Source organism: Marinobacter maritimus, from assembly GCF_007671675.1.
GTDB lineage: Bacteria > Pseudomonadota > Gammaproteobacteria > Pseudomonadales > Oleiphilaceae > Marinobacter > Marinobacter maritimus.
In genome coordinates, this window is the sequence record NZ_VCGW01000002.1 from 934625 (window position 1) to 956941 (window position 22317).

The window sequence follows — 22317 nt, forward strand, 5'->3', positions numbered from 1 at the left end:
AATGTCAGCGACCCAAACTGTTGGCGCCAGATCCCTTCGAGGAGGTCTTTATGCAATCTGAATTTTCACGGCAAATAGCGCCTTACGTCGAGGCAGAGTTGGCGAAAGCCAAGCGTGCAGGTTCCGCTGGTGATGCACAGCAAGAATTTGCCCATCTGGAGCGGGCGCACGTAATCGGGCAAGAATCAACGTATTGGCACGTTAAGGTTCACGTATTGATGTTGGGGTGGGCTTTTCGAAGCCGCTCAGCCCGAGAAGTGTTCGGCCAGGGTTTTCGGATACTGGGTGCCGCAACGAAAACTGCGTTTGGTTTGGTTCCTCAGGGCAATACTGGTGGCACTAATGTCAGCCCATTCAAAAAAATGCCGATTGAGCCGGAACTGGCCACTTTGATTCGAAAAGCCAAGGCTGGTGTATAGCTATTCGAGTCGCACGGATGACCTGTTCTTCCAAGTTGACTCAAAGCATTTTCGTTTGTATCAACCCCTGAGTGACCCGGCACCAATTTATCCAGGGAATAGTGCAGAGCAAGCAGTAAAGGAAGAGGCTCAAGAGCTGGCAGAGGAAGGTAGCCCAGAGTTTGCGTACGAGAAAGACTTGCAGAATTACCTTGCAAAGAACCTCGGTAATCCCCCCATTTTTAGTACGCCACCGGTCTTTATAGGGGGATTACAATTGCCCCCACCTGGAAAGTGATACTATAGTGTCACTTTTAGTCTGATTTAAGGTGAGCCCATGAAAGTTGAGCTTGTTACGAATCTCAAGCGCCAAGCCACAAAGATTCTGGCAGAGCTGCACTTGTCTAAAGAGCCGATATTGATCACGGAGCATGGCAAGCCATCCGCTTATCTTGTTGATGTGCAGGATTACGAGTTCATGCAGCGTCGGCTTGAGCTGCTTGAGGGGCTCTCACGAGGAGAGCGTGCTGTACTTGAGGGAAGAACGTACAGTCAAAGTGAGGCCAGGGATAAAATGAGTAAATGGCTGAAGTAATCTGGACGGAGCCCGCCCTTCAAGAACTGGATGCCATCGCTGAGTACATTGCGCTGGATAATCCTGTTGCCGCAAGTCATCTGGTCCAAGAAATTTTCGATAAAACCGAGCGTTTGGAAGCTTTTCCCCAATCCGGACGGATTCCACCAGAGCTTCCTAATTCGGTATACAGGGAAGTAGTGGTTCCACCGTGTCGCATTTTTTACCGTGAGGATGAGAAGCGGGTTCTTGTCCTCTATGTTATGCGAGAGGAGCGGCAGCTTCGTGCGTACATGCTTGAGAGCAGCTAACCAGGCGCGTTACTCGGATGCCCTTGTCTCCGCTTCGCTACGTCAAGATCACGCCCCATAGCCAAAGCGTTAAAGTAGAAAAACCGAGCCGCGGCAGCAGCTCAGTGCAGGCAGTGTCCGGCGAGGATGTTGTGCGAAAGGCTGGCAGGTCGAGTTGCCGCCAGATATCCGTTATGTGCAATCGGTCATCAGATGGGCAACGTCACAGTCACTTTTGCGCCGGTAGGGGTATCGGTACCCGTTGCCTGGTCATTGCTTACGCCCAACTCTCCTCCATGGGCGATACAAATCAATTTGCACAAGTACAGACCCATGCCATTACCCTGATGGTGTCCGCGAGACGGATCAGCCCTGTAAAAAGGCTCTCCGATGTGCTGTAAATCCTCTTCTGAAAACCCCGGTCCCTGATCTGTGACGGTGATTTCCACGCTATCGGTCGTTTGGCCCCATGTTACGGTGACCGGTTTTTCGTTGCTGTAGTCCAGAGCGTTCTGCAGCAGGTTGCGGAGCACCAGCTTTAGCCGAACCGGATCACCGCTAACGGTTATCTCGGGGCCGGGCATGATTGCAATCTTGTCCTTTTGGTTCGAAGTGATATCTGGGATGGTTGCTTTAATCAGGTCGGATATGACCACATCCTCACAATTCAATGCCCGGTGGTGACCCTCAAGTCTTTCTCCTTCCATGATATCGGCTATGAGTGTTTCCATAATGCGACAATCGTTAATCATGCCTTCCTGGTTCTCCGATGTGGGGAGCAGTTCGGCGGCCATGCGCAGTCGGGTCAGGGGGGAGCGGAGTTCATGGCTCAGGGCAATAAGGAGCTGGTGTTTGGCGTCCAGCATGCGTTTAATCTGCTGGGACATGCTATTGAATGTCGACGTCAGAACTCCCAGCTCGTCCTGCCGTTTAACCGTGACTTCAACATTCAGGTTGCCGTCTCGAACCGCATCAACAGCAGCGGTCAGGGTGTGTATGGGTCGCAATAGGGATTTGACATAGTGGAAGCAGGCAAAGATCACCAGAATGATCAGGCCAAGGGAAACCAGCGTGCCGGGTGTCAGAAAGTTAAGACCATGAATGGGGCGGTCGTAGATTAATATGGTGCCTCCCTCGGTTTTGCGGGCAAGGGCAAAATACCCCCGCCACCGTCCAGTTTTGAGCTCGGGATCCCGCGTGTCATTCCAGCGGACATCTTTCATGGCAAAAGGTGGAGGAGAGGGAACCCAATGGCCATCGTCGGACTGGATACTGACCTCTGTCATGGTGCGTTGGGCCAGCTTGCGGGCTTGTTCAGCGGTAAAGGGCGGGGCGATTTCCTGGCTGATGGTGACAACATAGTCCACCAGCATATTGCGCCAATGTATCTGGGAACGTTCCTCGGCGGAAAACCGGAATGCGCTCAACACCAGCGCAAGTAGCAAAAGGCCTGTCAGCAAAAATATCAACGTCAGTCGGGCGCTGAGACTGTATAGCCCTTTACGTTGTAAATGCTTACCCGCAATGGGTTGCTGATGTTGTTTCATGCTGTTGCTTCACCGGAAAAGCGATAGCCGCTTCCCCATACGGTGGTAATAAACGTTCGCTTCGACTTCTGTTTCAGCTTCTGTCTGAGGCGGCTAACGGTAATGTCCACGGATCTTGAAAATAGCTCTACTTCTGTCCCCCGAAGCTCGTTCATGATGTCATCCCGGGAATACACTCTGCCTGGGTGAGAGGCAAAAAGCAGAAGCAGGCGAAACTCGGAGGTAGTGAGTTGTACGGCCTGTCCCTCTACGTTCACTTCTTGGGTCGCCGGGCAGATCGTGATGCCTTTGAAGGTCAGCGAATAGCCTCTTTGAGGTTGATCTGAGCGGCCTGTGGCACGTTCCAGGCGGCGGACGATGGTCTGAATGCGCGCGACTAGCTCCCGGGGCTCAAAAGGTTTGGGGAGGTAGTCGTCAGCGCCCAGTTCCAGTCCGACCACGCGATCTGTAACGTCACCTCTTGCTGTCAACATGATAATGGGGATATCCCATTGTTCACGGATACGGCGACATACCTGAAAGCCATCCTCTTCCGGCAACATAATATCCAGAATAATGGCGTCTGGTGGATATTCGCTGATCTTTCTGTAGGCATCGGAAGGCAATACGCTGTGTTGCAGTTGCCACTGATAGCCGTCCAGATATTGCTTGAGCAATCTGGCAAGGTTGATATCGTCATCGATCAATAGCACGTTCATGTCTGCATCATAGCCCGACCCTATCCCGAGTCCATATCGGCTTAATTAACGTGTTTGTGCGGATTGGCGTGGAAACGATAAGAAATCAAAGGGATAGGGTGTTACAAACTGATACAGTCTGATACCCCGGTGAAAAGAAGCCAAAGCGGGTCGCTCCTATGATGGTACCACTGGCTCAATACGAGCCTGATGGTACAGTTATCAGGAGATCGTTATGAAACGCGCAACAACTCTGAAGAAACCTCTGATCTGGCTCTCATTAATTGTGTTTGCTCTCAGTCTGGCTGCCTGCCGACACGGAGAAGAAGGGCGGATGGATTATCTGGCCGAAAAAGTCAGCGATGAGCTGAAATTCGACCAACAGCAGAACGATCAGTGGAACCTGCTGCTTGCAGATCTGCAACAGATTCGCAATTCAATGAGCGAAAAACGGGAAGCGACACACACCATGGTCGTTGAAGAACTGAAATCCGACCAATTGGATGAAGCTCGGATAATGGAGGCTCTGGAGCAACACCAGCAAGCGATCAATAGCAGCTTCAGAACGCTCCTGCCAAAAATCAACGAACTGCATGCAAGCCTGACCTCCGAACAGAAGGAGACCCTGATGGCATGGTTGGAAAAGCGTCATGAGCGTGGACATCGTTATATACACTGACGCAAGAACCGGTTATGCAGCATTATCAGGTTATCGACCCTCATTTCATGCCTGCCGTGCAGGAGTATGCAGGGTGCAATGGTTTTGTAACCAGTCGCGCCAGTGCGCGACCGATAGCCGCAGGACGCCCGACTTGGCGTTGCTGTGCTCCGCGGTAGGCGCTAAGGAGAAATCAAGTATGGAAAAGGTAACAGGTATTGGCGGTGTGTTTTTCAGGGCTAAAGATCCAGAAATGCTGTCGAAGTGGTATGAAGAAAATCTAGGTGTTTCTCCAGTTCCGCAGAATTTTGATCAGCTTCCATGGATACAAGAGGCAGGCCCAACTGTTTACGCTCCATTCGAACAAGAGACCGAATATTTTGGCAATGCAGGCAAGTCCTGGATGATAAATTTTAGAGTTAAAGATTTACCGGCAATGGTGGCGCAACTAGAAAAAGCAGGCATTGAAGTAACACTGAACACGGATGAAAGCCCAATTGGCAAGTTCGCTAAACTGTTTGACCCGGAAGGAAACCCAATCGAGCTATGGCAGCCGGGCTCGACAATGGCATAGTTCAGGCTGTGTCTGGTGAGAATGTTATGAGGAAGGCTTGAGCTTTTATCAAATATACTATTCTTTTCACCCGGCAGCGAAACCCGACGGCTTTCAAGTTCTGGCGGTTGCCCATGACCGACGACGTCTGTAGTACTGGCTTGGCAGGCTTTAACAATCGGCTGCACAGCGACCGATTTTCCGCCGCTTCCCGCCTCCAAACTGGCGCGTGAGCCGGGCTTAATTGTCAAAGGAATGATCGATGAACGGTGATTGTCTCTGCGGAGAGGTGAAGTTTGAGATTGAGGGCGAAATACGGAACCTCTATCAGTGCCATTGCTCGTTGTGTCGCCGAGCTACCGGGGCCGCCGCCAACACCGCTACGTTTGTACCGGGGCACAGTTTCCGCTGGGTATCAGGCGAGAGTGAGATTAGGTCTTTCCAAAAGCCCAGCGGCTTTCGAAGCGATATTTGTTCGAATTGTGGAAGTCCGGTTCCGAATAAACTGAGGGGAACTGATCTGGTCTGGGTTCCCGCAGGCTTGCTCGACGAGTTGATCGAATCACGTATTTCTGCACATCTCCACGTAAATTCTGCAGCCCCTTGGGAACAAGATTCGGAGAGGTGTGTTCGGTTGGATGGCGGGCCCGATAGCCTAGAATCACTTAACAAATTGTTGTAGTACGTTCTGGACTCCCTCCGATAAGCATGACACCCCAGCCTCAAACGGAGGCCTGTTCAAAGACCTCGGGGCTGACGCCGTCCAAGTGGCTATGACGTCGAAATCGGCGGCCTAATCCGCTATCGTCTAGGAAAGTGAAGTCGATGACTCAGCTCGGTAAATTTCGAGCGTGGTTGAGCCTTACAGAGCGTCTATAATTTTTCAGGCCCGACATCATGATTGTTGCTTTCGACAATTACCGCCTCAATACGGATACCTATCAGCTCTTTCAGGGTGACACACTGGTAGCTGTTGAACCGCAAGTCTTCTCGGTGCTGCACACGCTGATCGAAAACCGGCACAGAGTTGTTTCCAAGGATGAAATGATCGAGCGCATCTGGCGAGGGCGCATCATGTCTGATGCGGCTATCTCCAGCCGCATCAAGAGTGCACGCCAGGCGATTGGTGACGATGGCACCGCCCAGCGTTTAATCAAAACCGTTCACGGTATCGGGTTCCGGTTTGTTGGCGAGGTGAATGCCTTTCCTTCCAGCCCGTCGATTCAAACCAGCGGACCCGCCGCAGAAAAAGACGTTTATCAAACCGCCGGAGATTCCCGCCCGTCCATTATCGTGCTGCCCTTTCAGCCTGTGGATGAGGGGCTTTCAATCGTGCCTCAGGGGCTTGCCCACGATGTTATTTCCGGGCTATCAAGGCTGCGGTGGCTGAAGGTAATTTCCAGATCAAGCTCGTTTCGGGTGGGCGGCGATAAAACGGGGCTGGAAGCGTTGTGCCAATTGACGTCTGTGCGTTACTGCCTGTCCGGTTTTATTGAGCAGGAAAGACGGCAGCTGATTCTGAGCGTTGAGCTTGCCGATATTCTCAGCGGCTCGGTGGTGTGGGCCGACCGAATTCTCGTGAATGCCCATGACATCCATGATCTGCGATCTGACATTATCAAGCGAATGATCAGTGTTCTGGAGCTTCGCATTTCGGATAGCGAGGCTCAGTTGGCTCAATTGAAAGCGCCTGAGAATCTGGATGCGTGGGAGGCCTACCACCTGGGGATTGCTCACCTGTATCGATTCACTGAGATTGATAATCGCAAGGCCGTTGCTCTTTTTACCCGCGCTGTTTCACTCGAACCCGGCTTTGCGAGAGCTCACGCCGGGCTCTCTTCTGCGGAGTTTCAGAACGCCTTCAATCTCTACCCGGGCGTCGACAGGAACGACACCATCGCGAATGCGACCAGAAGCGCTGAGAAAAGTATCGAACTCGACCGGTTGGACCCCTTGGCCAATTTCGCTATGGGCCGGACCCACTGGCTCCATGACAATACTGAGGCGAGTTTGCCCTGGTTAGAGCGGGCACTCGCGCTAAACCCCAACTACGCCCAGGGTTTTTACGCTCATGGCTTGGCGTCCTTGATGACCAGCAACGAGCTCAGGAGCTATGACAGTTCTGAACAGGCGATTTCCCTGAGCCCGCTGGACCCATTTCTCTATGGGTTTTATGGCATCAGGGCGTTTTCCTACCTGGCCGATGAAGACATCGACAATGCCCGGCTTTGGGCCGAAAAAGCCGCACTGCAGCCAGAGTCCATTGTGGTGATGGATATCCTCGCGGCGTCGACCTGTGAAATGGCCCAGGACCCTGTTGCTGCGGCTAAATGGATCGATCGGGCTAAAGCCCGACACCCGGACATCGACAGCCAGTATTTCTTCAAGGCCTTGCCGTTTGTCGCCGGCAATATTCGCACTCTGATCCTGTCTTCGCTCACCCGGTTGGGGCTCTGACGGGTTTTAACGTTCAACCTACAGTGTTCTACAGAATTCCCCCGATTTTCTTCAAGCTTGGCCGTTTCCTTTTTGCAGTAATACATCCTGAGGGTGACCCAAACCATGGTTTGCCTTACGCCACTGACTCAGGAGATGATCATGCACATTCCACAGCTTTCTGATTACCGCGAAGATTTGCTACCCATTACTGCAATTCACGGCTCTGCCAGTACGGGATCACTATGGCGTCAGCTTGCGACACTATCCATGGCCCGGCGGGCGGTGTTCGCGCCCGACCTGACAGGTTATGGCATTGATGAAACGCCCGAACCAGACACTCTCTCGACCCTTGAAGAACGAGCCTGGCCGATCATCGACGCCATTGAACAGTCCGGGCGACCAACCCACTTGGTGGCCCATTCTTTTGGCGGCTCAGTGGCTCTTGAGGTCGTCGCCAGAATTCCACACCAAATCACAAGCCTGACGCTGTTCGAGCCGGTGTCACCGTCGCTGTTGAGAGGCACGGACCAACCGGAGGATCTAAGCTTGCTCGGCGATATCCTGGGATTATCGGAGATTGTCCGGGGAACCTCCGGCGCTGTGGGAATGGAGTCCTTTATTAACTTCTGGCACGAAGCAGACGCCTGGTCACGGTTGTCGGATAACGCCCGAGCCAGGCTGGCCAGGCTGGCTCCTGTGGTACACCAGGATTTCAGAGAAGCCTATTCGGTTGAGCCCCATGTGCTGTCAGCCATCCGTTACCAGGGCCCCGTCAATCTACTCGTGGGTGAGCAAACCAACGCCCACGCAAAAAGAATGTCGGAAATACTCACGCTGCAATTCCCCCAGGCTTCACTTTTGAAACTGGCCGGCATGGGCCATATGGGGCCACTGACGCATTCCGAGATTGTCGGCAACGCCATACTGGAGGTTATTGAGCGGGTAGAGAGTGAGGCGCAATCGGTCAGGTTGGCGGCCAGCGGAGGTTGAAAATAGGCTGGAGTCAACCTGACTTCAGCGGAACAAAAAACTGAGGGAACACTAGGTGTTCCCTCAGTCTGATTGGCAGGCATTGAATAGATCAAGCTCTGGTTAATTGCTCTACCGTTATATGGACGTCAACCGGAATGGCTTTGGATACCAACTCATATACTGGAGAGTAGCTCATCAGCTTTCTCACGGTTGCTTCATCGGCAGACGTCTTGGCTTTCACGTTGACGCGAACCTTGCTGAAGCCACGGTTGGCATCGTCTGAAACACCGAAGAAACCGCGTGCATCCATCTCACCTTCCGCCGAAGCATTGAACGCCTGGATCGCAAAGCCCTGAACCGATGCGTGGGCAACGACAGTGGTGGTAATGCAACTCACCAGCGAATTCAGATAGTGTTCAACGGCGTTGGGGGCGGTGTTGTCTCCCGCCAGAAACGCGGGCTGGTCTGCGGCAACGATGAGTGCATGGGCGCGCTCGGTCCTTTCGTCGTTGCCCGCATAGAAGTCCTTGATTGCGGTGCGGCTCAAATTCCCGTTGACCCACTCGTTGTCAGCCCGGAAACGGAAGTTGCCGTAGCTATCGTCCTGCGACATTTTGGTCGCGAGTTCAACAATGCGGGCTGTATCAATGCCGTTTACGATGTGGTCAGTTTTGATGGCTGTATTGGTCATGATTATTGCTCCTAACGTGGTTGGTTGTTTATCGACGCGATCTGTCGATATGAAAAGGTTATGCAACCACGGGTTCGACTGATACGACTGAAAATGTAGTAAACAGCTACTAAATCTGTAGTAACCTGATTGTGGGTTGTCCTTGATTCAAAATAACTTGGGGTGAGGATTTATGGACTATGGACAGTTCTGCCCGATTGCGAAGGCGACCGAGTTACTTGGTGAACGCTGGATGTTGCTGATTCTGCGGGAGCTCTTTCTGGGTTCACATCGTTACAGTGATATTCAGCGCGGCTTGTCACGAATTTCCCCGTCATTGCTAACCAAGCGGCTCAAGGAACTTGAGCAGGCGGGCGTGGTGGTGCGCAAATCAAAACAGGGCCGCACCGGGCGTGATTATTATCTGACCCCGGCGGGCAAAGAACTGGCACCGTTGATCGAAAACCTTGCGGTGTGGGGTATGCGCTGGGCTCGCGGGCAACTGCGTGATGAGGAGCTGGATGTTGAATTTCTGATGTGGGATATCCAGCGCCGCCTGCAGATCGATAAATTGCCTGAGGGTGAGACAGTATTCTGTTTCATCTTTAATGACATAGAAAGATACAACAATTGGTGGGTTATCGTGCGTGACGGAACCGCCGACCTCTGTACAGAAAATCCCGGCCTGGATGTCGACCTATATATCCGCAGCTCGCTGCGTGCCATGGTTGAAATATGGGAAGGTGACCTGGCGCTAAAGGCTGCATTGCAAAGCGAACGCGTCACTGCACACGGCAAAAAACATTTGGCAAAAACAATGACGGATTGGCTTGGTATTAATCCATTCTGTGATATTCGCCCGGGTGATCCTGAGTTGATGAGGGTTGCTGCTGTTTAATAACAGTTTTGTTTGGCTGGAAAGTCCGCCGGGCCTGACGGCCCTGAATTCGGGTTCAGTGAGAGCTTCACTGCATGGTGCACAACCAAGCCGCATAGGGACGAGCTGGATGTGTGTATGGAGGAAAAGAAAGTGGATTTTGGCTCACCCCAGGGCTACTTTTACCATTGGTCGTCATCGGTGGAATTGTCTTGGGGCTGAGCTTTCAAACTCAACTTGAATTAAGCGCTGATTCAGTCTCATCATGGGTTGCTGTTCTTGTCACCGTACCTGCCTCAATTGCAAGCGTTAACGAGCGAGACAAACCATGACTGGCGAGAGAAATTTAGAAAAGTTACTCGAATCCATGTCTCCCGAGCTAATGGATGGGGAGTATGTATTTTGCACATTTCAGGATGCCCGATTCGGAGATTATTCCGAGTTGGAACCAATAGCGGCAATCTGCGAATCTGAAGGGCTTACATTAGTCATCCCGAAACCCAGGGCTGATGAGAAAAACCTTGCTTACGAATCTGTCTTTAAGGGCATTACATTGAAGGTTCACTCAAGCCTTGATGCCGTTGGGCTAACAGCCGCATTCTCAAATAGACTTGCCGAGCATGGAATTAGTGCAAACGTAATGGCAGGTTATTACCACGATCATATTTTTATTCAGAGCAAATCTGCACACAAAGCCATGGATGCTCTTGATGAGTTTGCTCGCTAATTGCTGTTCGTAGAATGATCTGGAAGGTAGCTTGCACTGGTGGGATACCTTATCCCTACTAAAGCAATGCTTTCTCCACCGAGTCAAAGCGGCTGGCGGAATCGCGCTTGAGCATGCGCGTCACAATTGAGTCCTTGGCCTGGTTCAACGCCACCGAGGTTCATAGCTTTATGCATCATGGAGAAGCCTGTGAAAGAGACCGGTAAAATCAACTATGTGGAAATGCCTTCACGAGATCTCGAAGCAACAAAGAGATTCTTTGGTGATGCATTTGGGTGGTCGTTTATCGACTACGGCCCTGAGTACGTGGCAATTCAGAACGCTGGTCTGGATGGCGGCTTCTTCAAATCAGACCATGTGGCCACAACCGGCAACGGAAGTGTGCTGGTTGTTCTCTATAGTGCCGATTTGGAAGCCACGCTCGATAACGTGAAGCTGTCTGGTGGGACAATCGTTCAGGATATATTCACGTTTCCCGGTGGCCGCCGTTTTCACTTCAACGACCCGAATGGCAATGAATACGCCGTCTGGTCAGAGCTAAATGCATGATAATTGGAGGTCCGTAGGCGGCTTCGGGAAAGAGAGGTGATATGAAAGCATTCCGGAGAAAATCAATATGAACACGGCTCCCGCATTCTATCCCATTGGTACGCCAGGCACTCCCTGGGGCGACGTGGAGCGCGCTGAGTGGTTGTCGCGACAGGCGCGCCAGCGCAGCTACGAGTCCGAAGTGTTGAGCGTGATCGAGCGCCTGCGTCCGCGCTTTGACGTGGAAGAATATGGGCGCCTGGATTATGGTCCGGATACTTACCCGCTGATGGCAATTCGCAGCCGCGACTGGCGTGACGATCTTCCGGTCGTGCTGATAACGGGCGGGGTACATGGCTACGAAACCAGTGGTGTTCATGGCGCATTGCAGTTCGTCGATCAGCGTGCGGAGGATTACGCAGGCCGCGCCAACCTGCTGATTGCCCCCTGTGTCAGCCCTTGGGCCTATGAGCGCATCCATCGCTGGAACCCGAACGCGGTCGACCCGAACCGCTCATTCCGGGATGACAGTGCGGCTGAGGAGTCGGCGGCACTGATGCGATTGGTGGCGCCCGTTCGTGAGCGTGCGCTGATGCATATGGATCTGCACGAAACCACCGATACGGATGAAAGCGAATTTCGCCCTGCGCTGGCGGCACGCGACGGCAAGTCGTTCGAGTCGTGTGAGATTCCCGATGGTTTTTATCTGGTCGATGACAGTGAGAACCCGCATTCAGAATTTCAGCTGGCGGTGATTGAGGCGGTGGAGATGGTCACTCATATCGCTCCGGCTGACGAAAACGGGGAGATCCTTGGCTCACCGATGGCAGCTCGGGGCGTTATCCAGTACCCGCTCAAGCAGTTGGGCCTGTGTGCCAGTGTCACTAGCGCACCTTACAAAACCACCACCGAGGTGTATCCCGACAGCCCCCGTGCAACCCCCGAGCAATGTAATGCTGCGCAGGTTGCTGCGGTGTGTGCCGGAATCGACTATGCGCTGGCGCATCGTTAACTATTGAACGAAGCGGTTTCAGTTTCGGGCAAGGGCTGGCGCTTTGCCCTGCCGGCGATCAGGGAGCCCAGCACAATCAGAACACTGGCGGCGATAACGGCACTGGTGGCTTCGCCATAGCCCGCGACGATCAGCAATACCACGGAAATGAGCGGAGCGCCGTATGCCAGGGTGCCAAGCAACTGGATGTTGCCGTGCTTAACGCCATAATCCCAAGTGAAAAAGGCGATACCCACCGGCCCCAGGCCAAGACCCAGTACGCCGGTCCATTGAACCCATCCCGTTGGCCACACCGTCGTTTCCCAAACCAGATGGCACAGTAGGGCCAGAACAGCGGTTACACCACAAAACCAGCCCACGGCATCTGTCGGTACGTTTTTTACCAGCCGTGACAACACAGAGTATGACGACCAGATTAGCGCGCAACTGAAGGCAACCAGATACCCGTCGAGATTGCCTAACGCAAACCCGTTGCTATTGCCTCCAATCAATAACCAGCATCCCATTAGGGCGAGCACCGCCCCCAAGAGGTGCTGTTTTCGCAAGGACTCGCCAGGTAAGAAGGAAGACATCAGAACGATAAACAACGGCCAGAGGTAGGCAAGCAGGCTCACTTCTACCGCCGGGGCCAGCGTCATGGCCTTGAAATAGGCAAAGTGGTAACCGAACAGACCACCAACCCCGATGCACCAGGCCAAAAGTGGCTGCCGCAAATACCGGATTCCACTATGCCCAGCGCGGAACCAGCGAACACACATCAGCAGAAATGCGATGCCAAAGGTCATCGCCATCAGCTGAAATTCCGGAATCTCCCCACCGGAAAGCTTGGTCAACAGCGCAAGCGTTCCCCACAAAAATACAGAGATGGAGCCTATCCACGTCGCCGCAATAATAGTTGCCATGACTTCCCCTTGAAACCAATCAGTTCATAACCTTCAGGAGACGAAGTTTATGATCAGTCGAGGGTAGCCGGCTTTCTGATTACGGCAGCATTATTTCGATTTTCGGCGGAAATGACTGGGCGATTTTCCAAAGTGTCGGGAAAAGCGATCGCTGAAAGACGACAGCGAGCTATAGCCCACGGAGTCAGCAATTCGCTGAATATTTAGATCCGACTGTTCCAATAACCGCCAGGACTCCTGCATGCGTAGCTCTGTCAGATAATGGTGAGGTGTCATGCCAATCTGTTTGCGAAATAACTCATTAAGCTGCCGGATACTCAGATGGGCGACAGCCGCGAGTTCGGCGGTGATAATTTTCTTGTGGAAGTTATCGTCAATGAACTGTTTCGCTGTCGACACTCTCCTATCCAGGTTCAGCTTATCGCCGTGGCGCTCCTGCAAAAGCTGAATTAACAACAGCAACATCTGATGCTCTGTGTGAGATGAGCCTGCCCCGTTTACCAATTGAGAGTGCAGAAACTGGATGTAGTGAAGCAATGCCGAATCCAGCTCAACAAAGAAGGGGAGCCGCTCCAATGCAGGGGCAAGAATCTCTGGTACATCAGCGACCAGAAATCGATTTTGGTCGGATGCGGAATACCCGTGGTCACTTCCGGACGGAATAATAGCGGCCCGGTTCCGCTCAACGGCACCCTCGGTTTGGTCTACAAACAGTGATAATTTGCCCAGCAGAGGCAACACCAGTTGGTGGTGCCCATGGGAATGGTGTTTTCCTTCATCACCATAACTTCGCAAATGGAGACTAACGTCGGATTTGGCCATATAGGGAGTATATTCGAATGGCGCCGGTGATTTTCCGTTTTCTGGTAATGGTGTTGTTGGTGGTTGGCAGTGCCGGTATGGTCAGCGTATTGTTTTGACGGCACTAATTTGGGGTGAGCCGGGAACACCGGCTCTGAGAGTTAGATTTGCCCCGGTTATCAAGGAGATGTGATTTTGCGTTTGCGAGTACTGTCGGATTTGCACGTTGAGTGTTTCAAAGAAGGTCGCGACCTGCCGGATGTGGCCGCAGATGTGGTTATCCTTGCCGGAGACATTCACCGCACAACGGAAGGCCTTGCATGGGCAGCGGAACGTTTTTCGGGGCAGGAGATTATCTACGTTCCGGGCAATCATGAGTTCTACGGAACAAACATGCCCGACACCCGGGAAGCATTGCGTGCTGAAGCCAGGCGCCTGGGAATCCACCTGCTTGATAACGACACGGTGAACATTGGCGGCGTGTGCTTTCATGGCACCACATTATGGACAGATTTTGACCTGTATAATGGCCACCCCGAGTATGATCCGTCGCAGACTGAACGACGTGCGCTCGCGTTTATGCCCGATTTCCGCATTATCGAACAACCAGCGGGCGAGGTGTTCAGCCCTGAAGGGAGTCAGAGGCTGCACGCAGATGCCATAGCCTGGCTTGAAGTGGCGCTAAGCGAACCCTTCCCGGGGCCGCGAGTGGTGATCAGCCACCATGCGCCGTTACCAGAGTGTATTCCGCCAAAGTATCAGGGGGATTCGCTGTCGCCGGCCTTTGCTTCGGATTTGCGGGCGCTGATGGGGAAGATGGATCTATGGGTTCACGGCCACGTTCATGAGCCTGTTGATCTGCAGGTGGCGGGCACCCGGATATTCGCCAACCCGGGGGCCTATCCGAAAGAATACGAGCCACCGTTGTTTGTCGCAGACAGAATTATTGAGGTCTGAGCCATCGCCTACCCAAAACAACTGTTCATGATTTTCGCCGCTGGCTGGATTTCGACCGCCAGCGCCGATGAAGCTTGTCTGGCGTCAGCCCAGTCGGATCTGGAGCGCCTATACTGCGAGGTTGTAGAGCGCGGTGGAGGTGCAAGCCTGCCTTCTATGATGGATTTCAAGCGTAATGATCCAAAGGTTCAGGCGCTGCTGTTACGTCAGCCTGCCAAGCGTCTGAACTTGGCATTACCCGAGGTTTCGGGCAGCCCTGAACCGGAATCTGAACCTGAGGCGACCACACTACCGGGAGGACCCGCGAATGAATCCGGCTCTGAACCTTCGGTTGCCTTGGGGTTGGCGGATTGTCAGTTGAGGGGCGAGTTCATCCAGTGCCCGACAGTGGCCTATGAACTGGTAGACAATCGCACACTGGCATCACTGGACGACGGCGTGCTGGAACCGGGTAACCGCCTGGAAATAGCGCCTTTTGATGGCGAACGTAGCGATGATGAAGCCGTGCGATCCTATCTTTCGGTCGCTTATGATCTCTACATTCCCAAAATGCTGGCCATTGGCCTTGGTGCAAACACCATGAGCTTCACGGCGTTCCACAACGCCTTTCACACCCTTGAAAGCAGCGGCGTGGATTTTTCCGAGCGTATGGGGCAAACCTACGAGTTGCTCAAACAGGATCGAAAAACGCTGGGGGTGAAAGCCCGCTACCACGATGAGTTGCCGGAAAACCTGTCTCTGTGTGAAGCCATCGATCGTGATGTCATCGTGTGCGACAACGTCGGGACCAACTGGGTCTTTGTTCGGGCGAATTAATAGCCCCTGCGTAGTACCTATACTCAGATCGAGAGACTCCGGGTATCAAGGCCTACAAAGTGGGATTGATTTTTCCACGGGTACACCGCGTTATACGGCGGTGTGTCGGGCTATCTTGTCAGGTGTACATTGGGAGTCTGAAAAAAGCGAGGCCTATAGAATAAGCCTCGCTGCAGAAGCTTTTAAACTAGTCGCTTGCCATCCACTAGCTGAGAAACCTTCAGTGGATTGCCGTCCTGGAGAGCTTCAGGTAATAGCGCCTGAGGAAGGTTCTGGTAGCAAACCGGGCGCAAGAAGCGATGAATTGCAGCACTGCCAACGGAAGTGGTGCGTGAGTCTGAAGTTGCCGGGAAGGGGCCTCCATGAACCATTGCGTGGCATACCTCAACGCCCGTCGGCCAGCCATTTGCCATCACCCGGCCAGCCTTTTCTTCCAGGGTGGGAAGCAGGAACCTGGCCTGCTCAATGTCACCTTCGTCCATCTGTATGGTAGCGGTTAGCTGCCCTTCCAGCTTTTCTGCAACACGCTTCACTTGTGCTATGTCGTCGCATTCAATCACGACGGAGCAGGCGCCAAACACTTCGTCCTGAAGGCTCAGGTCACTGATAAACGCTTCGGCAGAAGTGGTGAACAGGAAGGCCTGGCATTGGTTTGGCGCTTCGCTATTCTCGCCGTTGCCCAGCGAGCGAACATTGTCGTTGTCAGACAGCGCTTTAACGCCCTGTACATACGCATCATGGATGCCTGGCGTCAGCATGGTCTGGGCCGCCACAGCGGAGATGCTTTTGCTGGCTGCTGCCACGAATTCATCAAGTGCCTGGCTGCGTACAGCAATGACCAGGCCTGGGTTGGTGCAGAACTGGCCAGCTCCCATCGCCAGGGAGCCGACAAAACCCTCCGCCAGCGCCGGGCTGCGTGATTGCAGAGCTTCGGGTAATAAAAATACCGGATTGATACTGCTCATCTCGGCATAAACAGGTATCGGCTGAGGGCGAGCCTGAGCCGTTGCCATCAATGCCATGCCGCCACGGCGTGAGCCGGTAAAACCGATGGCTTTGATCCGCGGGTCTGATACCAACGCCTGACCGATCTCGTTGCCGGAACCAAACAGCAGTGAGAACACACCTTCTGGCATTTCGCACAGCCTGGCTGCGGCTTGCACCGCGAGGCCGACCAACTCGGAGGTGCCGGGGTGAGCGGAGTGTCCCTTAACAATGACCGGGCAACCCGCAGCCAGGGCCGACGCGGTGTCTCCACCGGCGACGCTGAATGCTAGCGGGAAGTTGCTGGCACCGAACACCACAATAGGGCCCAGGGCGATATGTTGCTGGCGCAAATCAACTCGGGGTAAGGGCTTACGCTCTGGCAAAGCCGGATCGATACGGACATCCAACCATTCACCTTCACGCACCACGGATGCGAACAGGCGTAATTGGCCACAGGTCCGGCCCCGCTCACCTTCCAGGCGTGCCCTTGGAAGGCCGGATTCAAGCATTCCACGCTGGATCAGTTCATCGCCGAGCGCTTCTATCTGATCTGCAATGGTGTCCAGAAAAGCCGCACGCTGTTGCAGTGAGGATGTTCGAAACTCGACGCTTGCCGAGTCGGCTAGCGCACATGCACGTTCGACCTCGGCGGCACCACTACTTGGGTATGCCGGCTCAAGCCGCTCACCGGTGGCAGGGTTGACTGCCTGAATGGGAGCACCTGTTGCGAAAAAAGTATCCTGGCCGATCAATTGCTGACCTTTGGGGTGCATATTCTTGCTCCTACGTTGCACATAACAGAAAAAGGATTGGATCCTAACGTATCGACAAATAGCCCTACTCGGCGGCAGTGTGCTGCCGGGTAGGGCGGGCTAAATAACTTCGTCAGGCGCTTTGAGCTGCACCCGTCGGTTTTTGAAGTGGCTTTTTGATTGCGAGAAAGTAGACGAAAACCAGTGTGAGAATGACAAAGAACAAGCTGTCCAGGCTGGTAAAGAATGTCATCGGGTTGCCGTTGGAAAGAGCGAGCGAACGGCGCAAAAACTCTTCCAGATTGGGGCCAAGAATAAAGCCAAGCAGCATGGTGACCACCGGGAAATCATTCTTTCTCATGTAGTACGCCAGCACACCCAATACCAACGCCATCATCATCTGAAAAGTTGAATAGGTGGCTACGTAACTGCCGACCACGGCAAGAAGGGCAATAGAGCCATAGAGTATGTCCTTGCGGATCGAAACAATCTTGATGAAATAGGGCCCAAGCAGGAACAGTGTTAAAGGAATCAATACCACCGCGCTGAACAGGAGGGATGCGAGCACCGGTGCAATCAGGTCAGCTTGCCCTGCCATTAACTGAGGGCCTGGCTGAATGCCGTTGATCACCAGGACGCCGAGCATGATGGCGGTAATCGGATCACCCGGGATACCGAACGTCAACATAGGTACCAGGGCGCCACCGCAAACCGCATTGTTGGCGCTTTCGGATGCCGCAATCCCCTTGGGGTTGCCCTTGCCGTAGCTTTCAGGGTTCGGTGAAGTGCGTACCGTTTCAACGTAGGCGAGAAAGCTGCCCATCGACCCACCTGCACCGGGCAGAGTTCCGACCGAGTAGCCGATCAATGACGACTTGATATAGCAGGCAAGGCCGATTTCACGAATGGATGAGAGCGGGGGGATGAAGTCGCGGCGTCTGATCTTAACCGCGCTCATGGCTTCGGTCATTTTGCGGTCTTCTTTTGCTGCCCCGGCCTGCATCAGGATTTCACTGATGGCAAAGGTGCCGATAATGACCGGCATCAGGTCGATGCCCGCGGTGAGGCTGCTGAATCCGAAGGTGAAGCGGGTAACGGGCTCCATAGCATCCAGGCCTATGGTCGCCAGCATTAAACCAATGCATGCGGCCATGGCAGCTTTAATGACCTTGCCGCGTTGCGCTATGACGATGACAACCATGGCAAACGCTAACAATGAAAACTTCCCGGTGGTCTGTACCAGTAACGATGCCTCTGCAATGAAGGGCGCAAGACCAATAAGCAGCATAGCGCCTATCGCTCCGCCAGCCATTGAACCAATGGCGGCGTGCCCCAGAGCCAGGGCGCCCTTGCCCTGTTTCTGCAGTGGGTAGCCATCCAGGGCTGTCATCATGGATGAGGGCGCCCCGGGGATATTAATGGTGGTCGCTGTAATACTGCCGCCACACATGCCCGCCATATAAATACTGGCGCAGGCCATCAATGCGATGGTGACATCCAGGCTGTAGGTCAGCGGTAGCAACAGCGCCAGCGCCAAGGTTGCAGTCAACCCCGGAATGGCGGAAAAAATAGTGCCGATGATAAAACCTGCGATTACGTAGGCCAGTACCACAGGGTCGAGCAGCTTCGTGAAACTGCTGGCTACAAGTATAATGAATTCCATAAGTTAACCCCTCAAGGTCGGGAGTCTAACTCCGAAAAGTAGTTCGAAAACGAGGTACCCCAAAGTGGCGATCACGATTGAAATGACGGCCTTTTGGGCAATTTTTTTCTTTTCGGAAAACAACAGCATCATTGAAAAAACAAACAGTGCTGAGGGGATGAAATACCCGATCGCTGAAAAGGCAAGAATGTAGATGAAGATCAGAAGAACAAGGATCGGAGCCGCATATGGGCTGCTTTCATCACCGGAATCCGCTGCTCCGCTTTTTACAAGAAGCCATTCTTTAAAAAGGAGTATCCCACTGAACAACACGGCAAGTGAGCCGATGATCAGCGGAAAAAAAGACGGCTGCAGTCGGCCGTCCAACATTGGATTTCCAATATTGAAGGCAGTGACGAGATATCCGACAGAAACAATAAAAACTAAAAACTGAAAGATGATTTTTTTATAAAAATAAAACATATCATGCACCTCTGGGTATCATCCCCCTGTCAGCACTGCAGGGGGATGTGCGCCACATCGTTATAGACCGAGTTCGTCCATAACTTTGAACGTTTCAGATTGCAGGTCATCAATCCACGTCTGCACATCATTGGCGCCCAGCCAGTTTGGCGTTACGCCTACACCTTTTACCCAGGTTTGAAACTCGTCGCTTTCAAAAGCATCCTTGAACGACGTTTCGAGTGAGGCAATGAATTCGTCAGGCGTGTTCTTCGGTGCAGCCAGCAAAATGAAGCTTCCGGTCTCCAGATCGTAGCCGAGAGTGCTAATGGGGGGCACATCAGGAAACGATGGATTCTGCATCGATGACAGCTCCACCACGCCTTTCACATCGCCAGATTCTATGACCCCGCTGAAGTCGCCCAGGCTTGAAATCGCGGCATCCAGTTCACCGGACAGCAGAGCTTCTGCCTCAGCGCTTGAAGATCCAGGGTAGGTGATATCGTTAAACTTGACCCCAGCCTGTTTCTCTAGGCGACGGACGGCAAGAAAAGGCCCTGACCCTCTGGGCGCAACGCCCACGCGGACGGTATTGGGTTTTGCTTTGGCGGCTTCAATCAGTTGCTTGAAATCGGTAAAGCCAGACTTTTCCGACACCACTACAGCGTCGGCTTCGCTTGTGATTCGAGCAATCGGGGTCATGTTATCCAGCGAGTAGCCTGGAACCATTTTGCCGCGCGGAAGGGTGATCACGCTGTCGTAGGTCAGCACACCGATGGTGTGACCGTCAGGGCGAGCACGGGTCATTTGCATCAAACCGGAAGCGGTCACGGCACCGGCGATGTTTTCTATGTAAATTGAAACCGGCATTTGCTGCTCGGCAATACTGCCGAGCTTTCGTGATATGGCGTCGGCGCCGCCGCCGGCAGGCCAGGGCACGATGAGACGAATATCGCGGGAAGGATAGTCAGCCGCCGCTGCAGTTGAGGCGAGCAGGCAAGCGCCGATGACGCAAACAAGTTGGTTTTTCAATCTTTTTAAGATCATGGCTATGTCTCTTTTTGTTTGATTGTTATTTATAGGCACTCAATTCTTACGACAATCTATTCAGAGCGAGGCGCGAATATCGTTGTGATTATTGCTTTCACCTCATGGGTCTGGTGACCACTATGCCTTTTGGTTGTTGTACTCCTCCAGAGTTTCTGCGTTAGGAGGGTACAGCCCAATGACTTTGCTTCCCGCCCGAACTTTATCCAGCACAAAATCTTCGAAGAGCTCCATTGCAAGTGCTTCTTCTGAAACCTCCTGTGCAATTTCCACAGGGATAACGATGATGCCGTCACCATCGCCGACTAACACATCGCCTGGATTAACCATCACACCGCCGCAGCCGATCGGTACTTGTATGTCTACGGCGTGGTGCTTGGTCAGGTTGGTTGGAGCGCTTGGCTTGGCGCAAAAAATCGGCATGTTCATTTCAGATGCATCGTTGAAATCTCTGATGCCCGCATCGGAAACAAAACCCGCACACTTGCGAACTTCCAATCGAGTAAGAAGGATGCTCCCGGCAGAAGCAGCTGTTGCGTCCTGACGACAGTCTGAAACCAGCACCATGCCTTCCGGGACGGATTCAACGGCCAGGCGCTGAGGGTGCTCAGGGCTTTTGAATGCCGCAACGGTGTCAACGTCTTCACGAGCCGGGATGTAGCGCAGGGTGAACGCCTGGCCGACCATCTTTAGTTTTTGGTTGTTGATGAGGCTGACACCCTGGATGTAGGTGTTGCGTAAACCTCTTTTGAACAGCGCAGTGTGCAGAGTTGCTGTCGACACGCGACGAAGATCGTCAATAACTTTCTGACTTACCTGCATATTTTTAGTGCTTGTTGTCATGCATATCTACCTTGACTGAATGGAACACACCCTGACTGTACGTTATGGGATTTTACAAATCAAACAACTTTTTACAACTTAGTTGTTTTTGTAATATTCTATTAGGCAGTAGTCGATAGAAGGAGGCTTCAGGAAAGCGGTCTTCAGGAAATTGTCTTGCGGAAAAATGTTTTAAAATGATAATGTTCGGCGATGTTTGCGCAATTTTATAGATAATAAAGGCACTGTGAACGAAGATTTTATGGTCCCTGTGTAAATGAATCGTTAGCCATATTGGTCACCAGAGCTGTTAAAAGTTGTCTCTTGTGGCATTTTCTACCCTGTTTTGGTTGTATAACTATGCAGATGCACAAACAAGAAATCAGTCGGTCGCTCTCGTCAGTGGCTTACCAGAAAATTCTGGTGGCAATTATTAGTGGCGAGTATCCGGCGAACGAGAAGCTTCCTAGTGAGGCCAAGCTTTGCGAAAAATACAGCGTTTCCCGACCTGTGTTGCGGGAGGCGTTAACCCGACTAAAAGAAGACAACCTGATTGTGTCACGGCGGGGATCAGGTAGTTTCGTCATTAAGCGCCCGGATGATGCAGTCCTTTCATTTTCCAGGATTTCCAGTATTTCCGGTATTCAGCGGTGTTTTGAGTTTCGCACGAATCTCGAAGGCAGTGCAGCGGGTCTCGCTGCTGTGCGGCGCACGGCCGATCAACTTAATCGCATCGTTGTAGCCGCAGAAAAAATTGATGAAGCAAACCGACTTCATGCAATTGCCAGCGAAGAAGATTTTGAGTTTCATCTCGCCATTGCCGAGGCCTCTAATAATCAGTATTACTCGACGGTGATGAAATCGTTACGGGAGAATATTAAAGAGGGGATGAACATCACTCGTACGCTATCACTGCAATCCACTGACGTTAATCGCATGACCCTGGTTCAGGATGAGCATAAGACGATTCTGAAATATATCATCGATGGCGATGCCGAGAACGCAGAATTAGCGATGAAGAAACACCTGAATAGCGCCAGGATCAGGATGTTTGAGGGAACCGATGACTAACCTGTTTATGTCTTGTTTGCACGTCGAACAGGGCCCTGCAGTTAACCTGGCGCCGGTCAGTGTACTTCGTTGACTGGCGGCTAGCTGGTCATGCGGAGTGTTCCGGCGAGTATTTCGGCATGACTAAGCCATCTAT

25 protein-coding genes are annotated in these 22317 nt (G+C 52.8%); 15 read left to right on the forward strand and 10 right to left on the reverse strand.

What is annotated here, in order from left to right:
- Nucleotides 1-50: 50 nt before the first annotated feature.
- From FFI90_RS11400 to FFI90_RS11415, 3 genes are all read left to right on the forward strand, one after another.
- Nucleotides 51-419 (forward strand): DUF3703 domain-containing protein, encoded by a 369-nt coding sequence (locus FFI90_RS11400; RefSeq protein WP_144778118.1) that lies wholly within the window; start codon nucleotides 51-53, stop codon nucleotides 417-419.
- A gap of 316 nt (nucleotides 420-735) precedes the next feature.
- Nucleotides 736-993, forward strand: coding sequence for a type II toxin-antitoxin system Phd/YefM family antitoxin (locus FFI90_RS11410; protein WP_144778119.1), 258 nt, complete (start codon nucleotides 736-738; stop codon nucleotides 991-993).
- Nucleotides 981-1283: a type II toxin-antitoxin system RelE/ParE family toxin gene (locus FFI90_RS11415; RefSeq protein ID WP_144778120.1), complete on the forward strand. Its 303-nt coding sequence runs from the start codon at nucleotides 981-983 to the stop codon at nucleotides 1281-1283. Before FFI90_RS11410 ends, FFI90_RS11415 begins: the two co-directional genes overlap by 13 nt.
- 188 nt (nucleotides 1284-1471) lie before the next feature.
- Here the strand turns inward: FFI90_RS11415 and FFI90_RS11420 are convergent, their stop codons facing one another.
- Both FFI90_RS11420 and FFI90_RS11425 read right to left on the reverse strand, forming a co-directional pair.
- A complete protein-coding gene (locus FFI90_RS11420) occupies nucleotides 1472-2809 on the reverse strand; it encodes a HAMP domain-containing sensor histidine kinase (RefSeq protein WP_144778121.1) in 1338 nt (445 codons plus the stop codon).
- Complete coding sequence (locus tag FFI90_RS11425) at nucleotides 2806-3507, reverse strand: response regulator transcription factor (protein WP_144778122.1); 702 nt, start codon at nucleotides 3505-3507, stop codon at nucleotides 2806-2808. Before FFI90_RS11425 ends, FFI90_RS11420 begins: the two co-directional genes overlap by 4 nt.
- Nucleotides 3508-3721: 214 nt before the next feature.
- On the opposite strand from FFI90_RS11425, the gene FFI90_RS11430 reads away from it, so the two are divergent.
- The 5 genes from FFI90_RS11430 to FFI90_RS11450 all read left to right on the forward strand — a co-directional run bounded on the left by FFI90_RS11430 (nucleotide 3722) and on the right by FFI90_RS11450 (nucleotide 8126).
- Nucleotides 3722-4165, forward strand: a complete 444-nt coding sequence (locus tag FFI90_RS11430; protein WP_144778123.1) for a Spy/CpxP family protein refolding chaperone — start codon at nucleotides 3722-3724, stop codon at nucleotides 4163-4165.
- Between the two features lie 178 nt (nucleotides 4166-4343).
- Nucleotides 4344-4718: a VOC family protein gene (locus FFI90_RS11435; protein WP_144778124.1), complete on the forward strand. Its 375-nt coding sequence runs from the start codon at nucleotides 4344-4346 to the stop codon at nucleotides 4716-4718.
- A gap of 241 nt (nucleotides 4719-4959) precedes the next feature.
- Nucleotides 4960-5379: a GFA family protein gene (locus FFI90_RS20510; protein WP_144778125.1), complete on the forward strand. Its 420-nt coding sequence runs from the start codon at nucleotides 4960-4962 to the stop codon at nucleotides 5377-5379.
- A gap of 215 nt (nucleotides 5380-5594) precedes the next feature.
- Nucleotides 5595-7154, forward strand: coding sequence for a winged helix-turn-helix domain-containing tetratricopeptide repeat protein (locus tag FFI90_RS11445; RefSeq protein ID WP_144778126.1), 1560 nt, complete (start codon nucleotides 5595-5597; stop codon nucleotides 7152-7154).
- 141 nt (nucleotides 7155-7295) lie between these two features.
- Nucleotides 7296-8126 (forward strand): alpha/beta fold hydrolase, encoded by an 831-nt coding sequence (locus tag FFI90_RS11450; RefSeq protein WP_186317962.1) that lies wholly within the window; start codon nucleotides 7296-7298, stop codon nucleotides 8124-8126.
- 91 nt (nucleotides 8127-8217) lie between these two features.
- Here FFI90_RS11450 and FFI90_RS11455 read toward each other — a convergent pair whose 3' ends face one another.
- Nucleotides 8218-8799 carry an OsmC family protein gene (locus tag FFI90_RS11455; RefSeq protein WP_144778128.1) on the reverse strand — a complete coding sequence of 194 codons (582 nt, stop codon included), beginning with the start codon at nucleotides 8797-8799 and terminating at the stop codon, nucleotides 8218-8220.
- 172 nt (nucleotides 8800-8971) lie between these two features.
- On the opposite strand from FFI90_RS11455, the gene FFI90_RS11460 reads away from it, so the two are divergent.
- From FFI90_RS11460 to FFI90_RS11475, 4 genes are all read left to right on the forward strand, one after another.
- Nucleotides 8972-9676, forward strand: coding sequence for a winged helix-turn-helix transcriptional regulator (locus FFI90_RS11460; protein ID WP_144778129.1), 705 nt, complete (start codon nucleotides 8972-8974; stop codon nucleotides 9674-9676).
- Nucleotides 9677-9983: 307 nt separating this feature from the next.
- Nucleotides 9984-10382 (forward strand): ACT domain-containing protein, encoded by a 399-nt coding sequence (locus tag FFI90_RS11465; protein ID WP_144778130.1) that lies wholly within the window; start codon nucleotides 9984-9986, stop codon nucleotides 10380-10382.
- Between the two features lie 189 nt (nucleotides 10383-10571).
- Nucleotides 10572-10931 carry a VOC family protein gene (locus FFI90_RS11470; RefSeq protein WP_186317963.1) on the forward strand — a complete coding sequence of 120 codons (360 nt, stop codon included), beginning with the start codon at nucleotides 10572-10574 and terminating at the stop codon, nucleotides 10929-10931.
- 67 nt (nucleotides 10932-10998) lie between these two features.
- Nucleotides 10999-11922: a M14 family metallopeptidase gene (locus tag FFI90_RS11475; RefSeq protein ID WP_144778132.1), complete on the forward strand. Its 924-nt coding sequence runs from the start codon at nucleotides 10999-11001 to the stop codon at nucleotides 11920-11922.
- On the opposite strand, the gene yddG is transcribed toward FFI90_RS11475, so the two are convergent.
- Both yddG and FFI90_RS11485 read right to left on the reverse strand, forming a co-directional pair.
- On the reverse strand, nucleotides 11919-12824 hold the full coding sequence (gene yddG, locus FFI90_RS11480; protein ID WP_144778133.1) for an aromatic amino acid exporter YddG: 906 nt from the start codon (nucleotides 12822-12824) through the stop codon (nucleotides 11919-11921). The genes FFI90_RS11475 and yddG overlap by 4 nt on opposite strands.
- Nucleotides 12825-12914: 90 nt before the next feature.
- On the reverse strand, nucleotides 12915-13646 hold the full coding sequence (locus FFI90_RS11485; protein WP_144778134.1) for an AraC family transcriptional regulator: 732 nt from the start codon (nucleotides 13644-13646) through the stop codon (nucleotides 12915-12917).
- A 174-nt stretch (nucleotides 13647-13820) separates the two neighbouring features.
- Here FFI90_RS11485 and FFI90_RS11490 point away from each other — a divergent pair, with 174 nt between their 5' ends.
- Both FFI90_RS11490 and FFI90_RS11495 read left to right on the forward strand, forming a co-directional pair.
- Complete coding sequence (locus FFI90_RS11490) at nucleotides 13821-14582, forward strand: metallophosphoesterase (protein WP_144778135.1); 762 nt, start codon at nucleotides 13821-13823, stop codon at nucleotides 14580-14582.
- A gap of 27 nt (nucleotides 14583-14609) precedes the next feature.
- The gene (locus FFI90_RS11495) at nucleotides 14610-15398 is read left to right on the forward strand and encodes a hypothetical protein (protein ID WP_246123493.1); all 789 of its coding nucleotides are present in this window, start codon (nucleotides 14610-14612) and stop codon (nucleotides 15396-15398) included.
- A 182-nt stretch (nucleotides 15399-15580) separates the two neighbouring features.
- Here the strand turns inward: FFI90_RS11495 and FFI90_RS11500 are convergent, their stop codons facing one another.
- From FFI90_RS11500 to FFI90_RS11520, 5 genes are all read right to left on the reverse strand, one after another.
- On the reverse strand, nucleotides 15581-17158 hold the full coding sequence (locus FFI90_RS11500) for an aldehyde dehydrogenase (NADP(+)) (protein WP_144778136.1): 1578 nt from the start codon (nucleotides 17156-17158) through the stop codon (nucleotides 15581-15583).
- Nucleotides 17159-17270: 112 nt separating this feature from the next.
- Nucleotides 17271-18800, reverse strand: a complete 1530-nt coding sequence (locus FFI90_RS11505; RefSeq protein ID WP_144778137.1) for a tripartite tricarboxylate transporter permease — start codon at nucleotides 18798-18800, stop codon at nucleotides 17271-17273.
- 3 nt (nucleotides 18801-18803) lie between these two features.
- Nucleotides 18804-19262, reverse strand: a complete 459-nt coding sequence (locus FFI90_RS11510; protein ID WP_144778138.1) for a tripartite tricarboxylate transporter TctB family protein — start codon at nucleotides 19260-19262, stop codon at nucleotides 18804-18806.
- A gap of 60 nt (nucleotides 19263-19322) precedes the next feature.
- Nucleotides 19323-20288: a Bug family tripartite tricarboxylate transporter substrate binding protein gene (locus FFI90_RS11515; protein WP_144778139.1), complete on the reverse strand. Its 966-nt coding sequence runs from the start codon at nucleotides 20286-20288 to the stop codon at nucleotides 19323-19325.
- 120 nt (nucleotides 20289-20408) lie between these two features.
- The gene (locus tag FFI90_RS11520) at nucleotides 20409-21131 is read right to left on the reverse strand and encodes a ribonuclease activity regulator RraA (RefSeq protein WP_144778140.1); all 723 of its coding nucleotides are present in this window, start codon (nucleotides 21129-21131) and stop codon (nucleotides 20409-20411) included.
- A gap of 339 nt (nucleotides 21132-21470) precedes the next feature.
- Between FFI90_RS11520 and FFI90_RS11525 the strand changes: the two genes are divergently transcribed.
- On the forward strand, nucleotides 21471-22181 hold the full coding sequence (locus tag FFI90_RS11525; RefSeq protein ID WP_222120510.1) for a FadR/GntR family transcriptional regulator: 711 nt from the start codon (nucleotides 21471-21473) through the stop codon (nucleotides 22179-22181).
- Nucleotides 22182-22317: the final 136 nt, after the last annotated feature.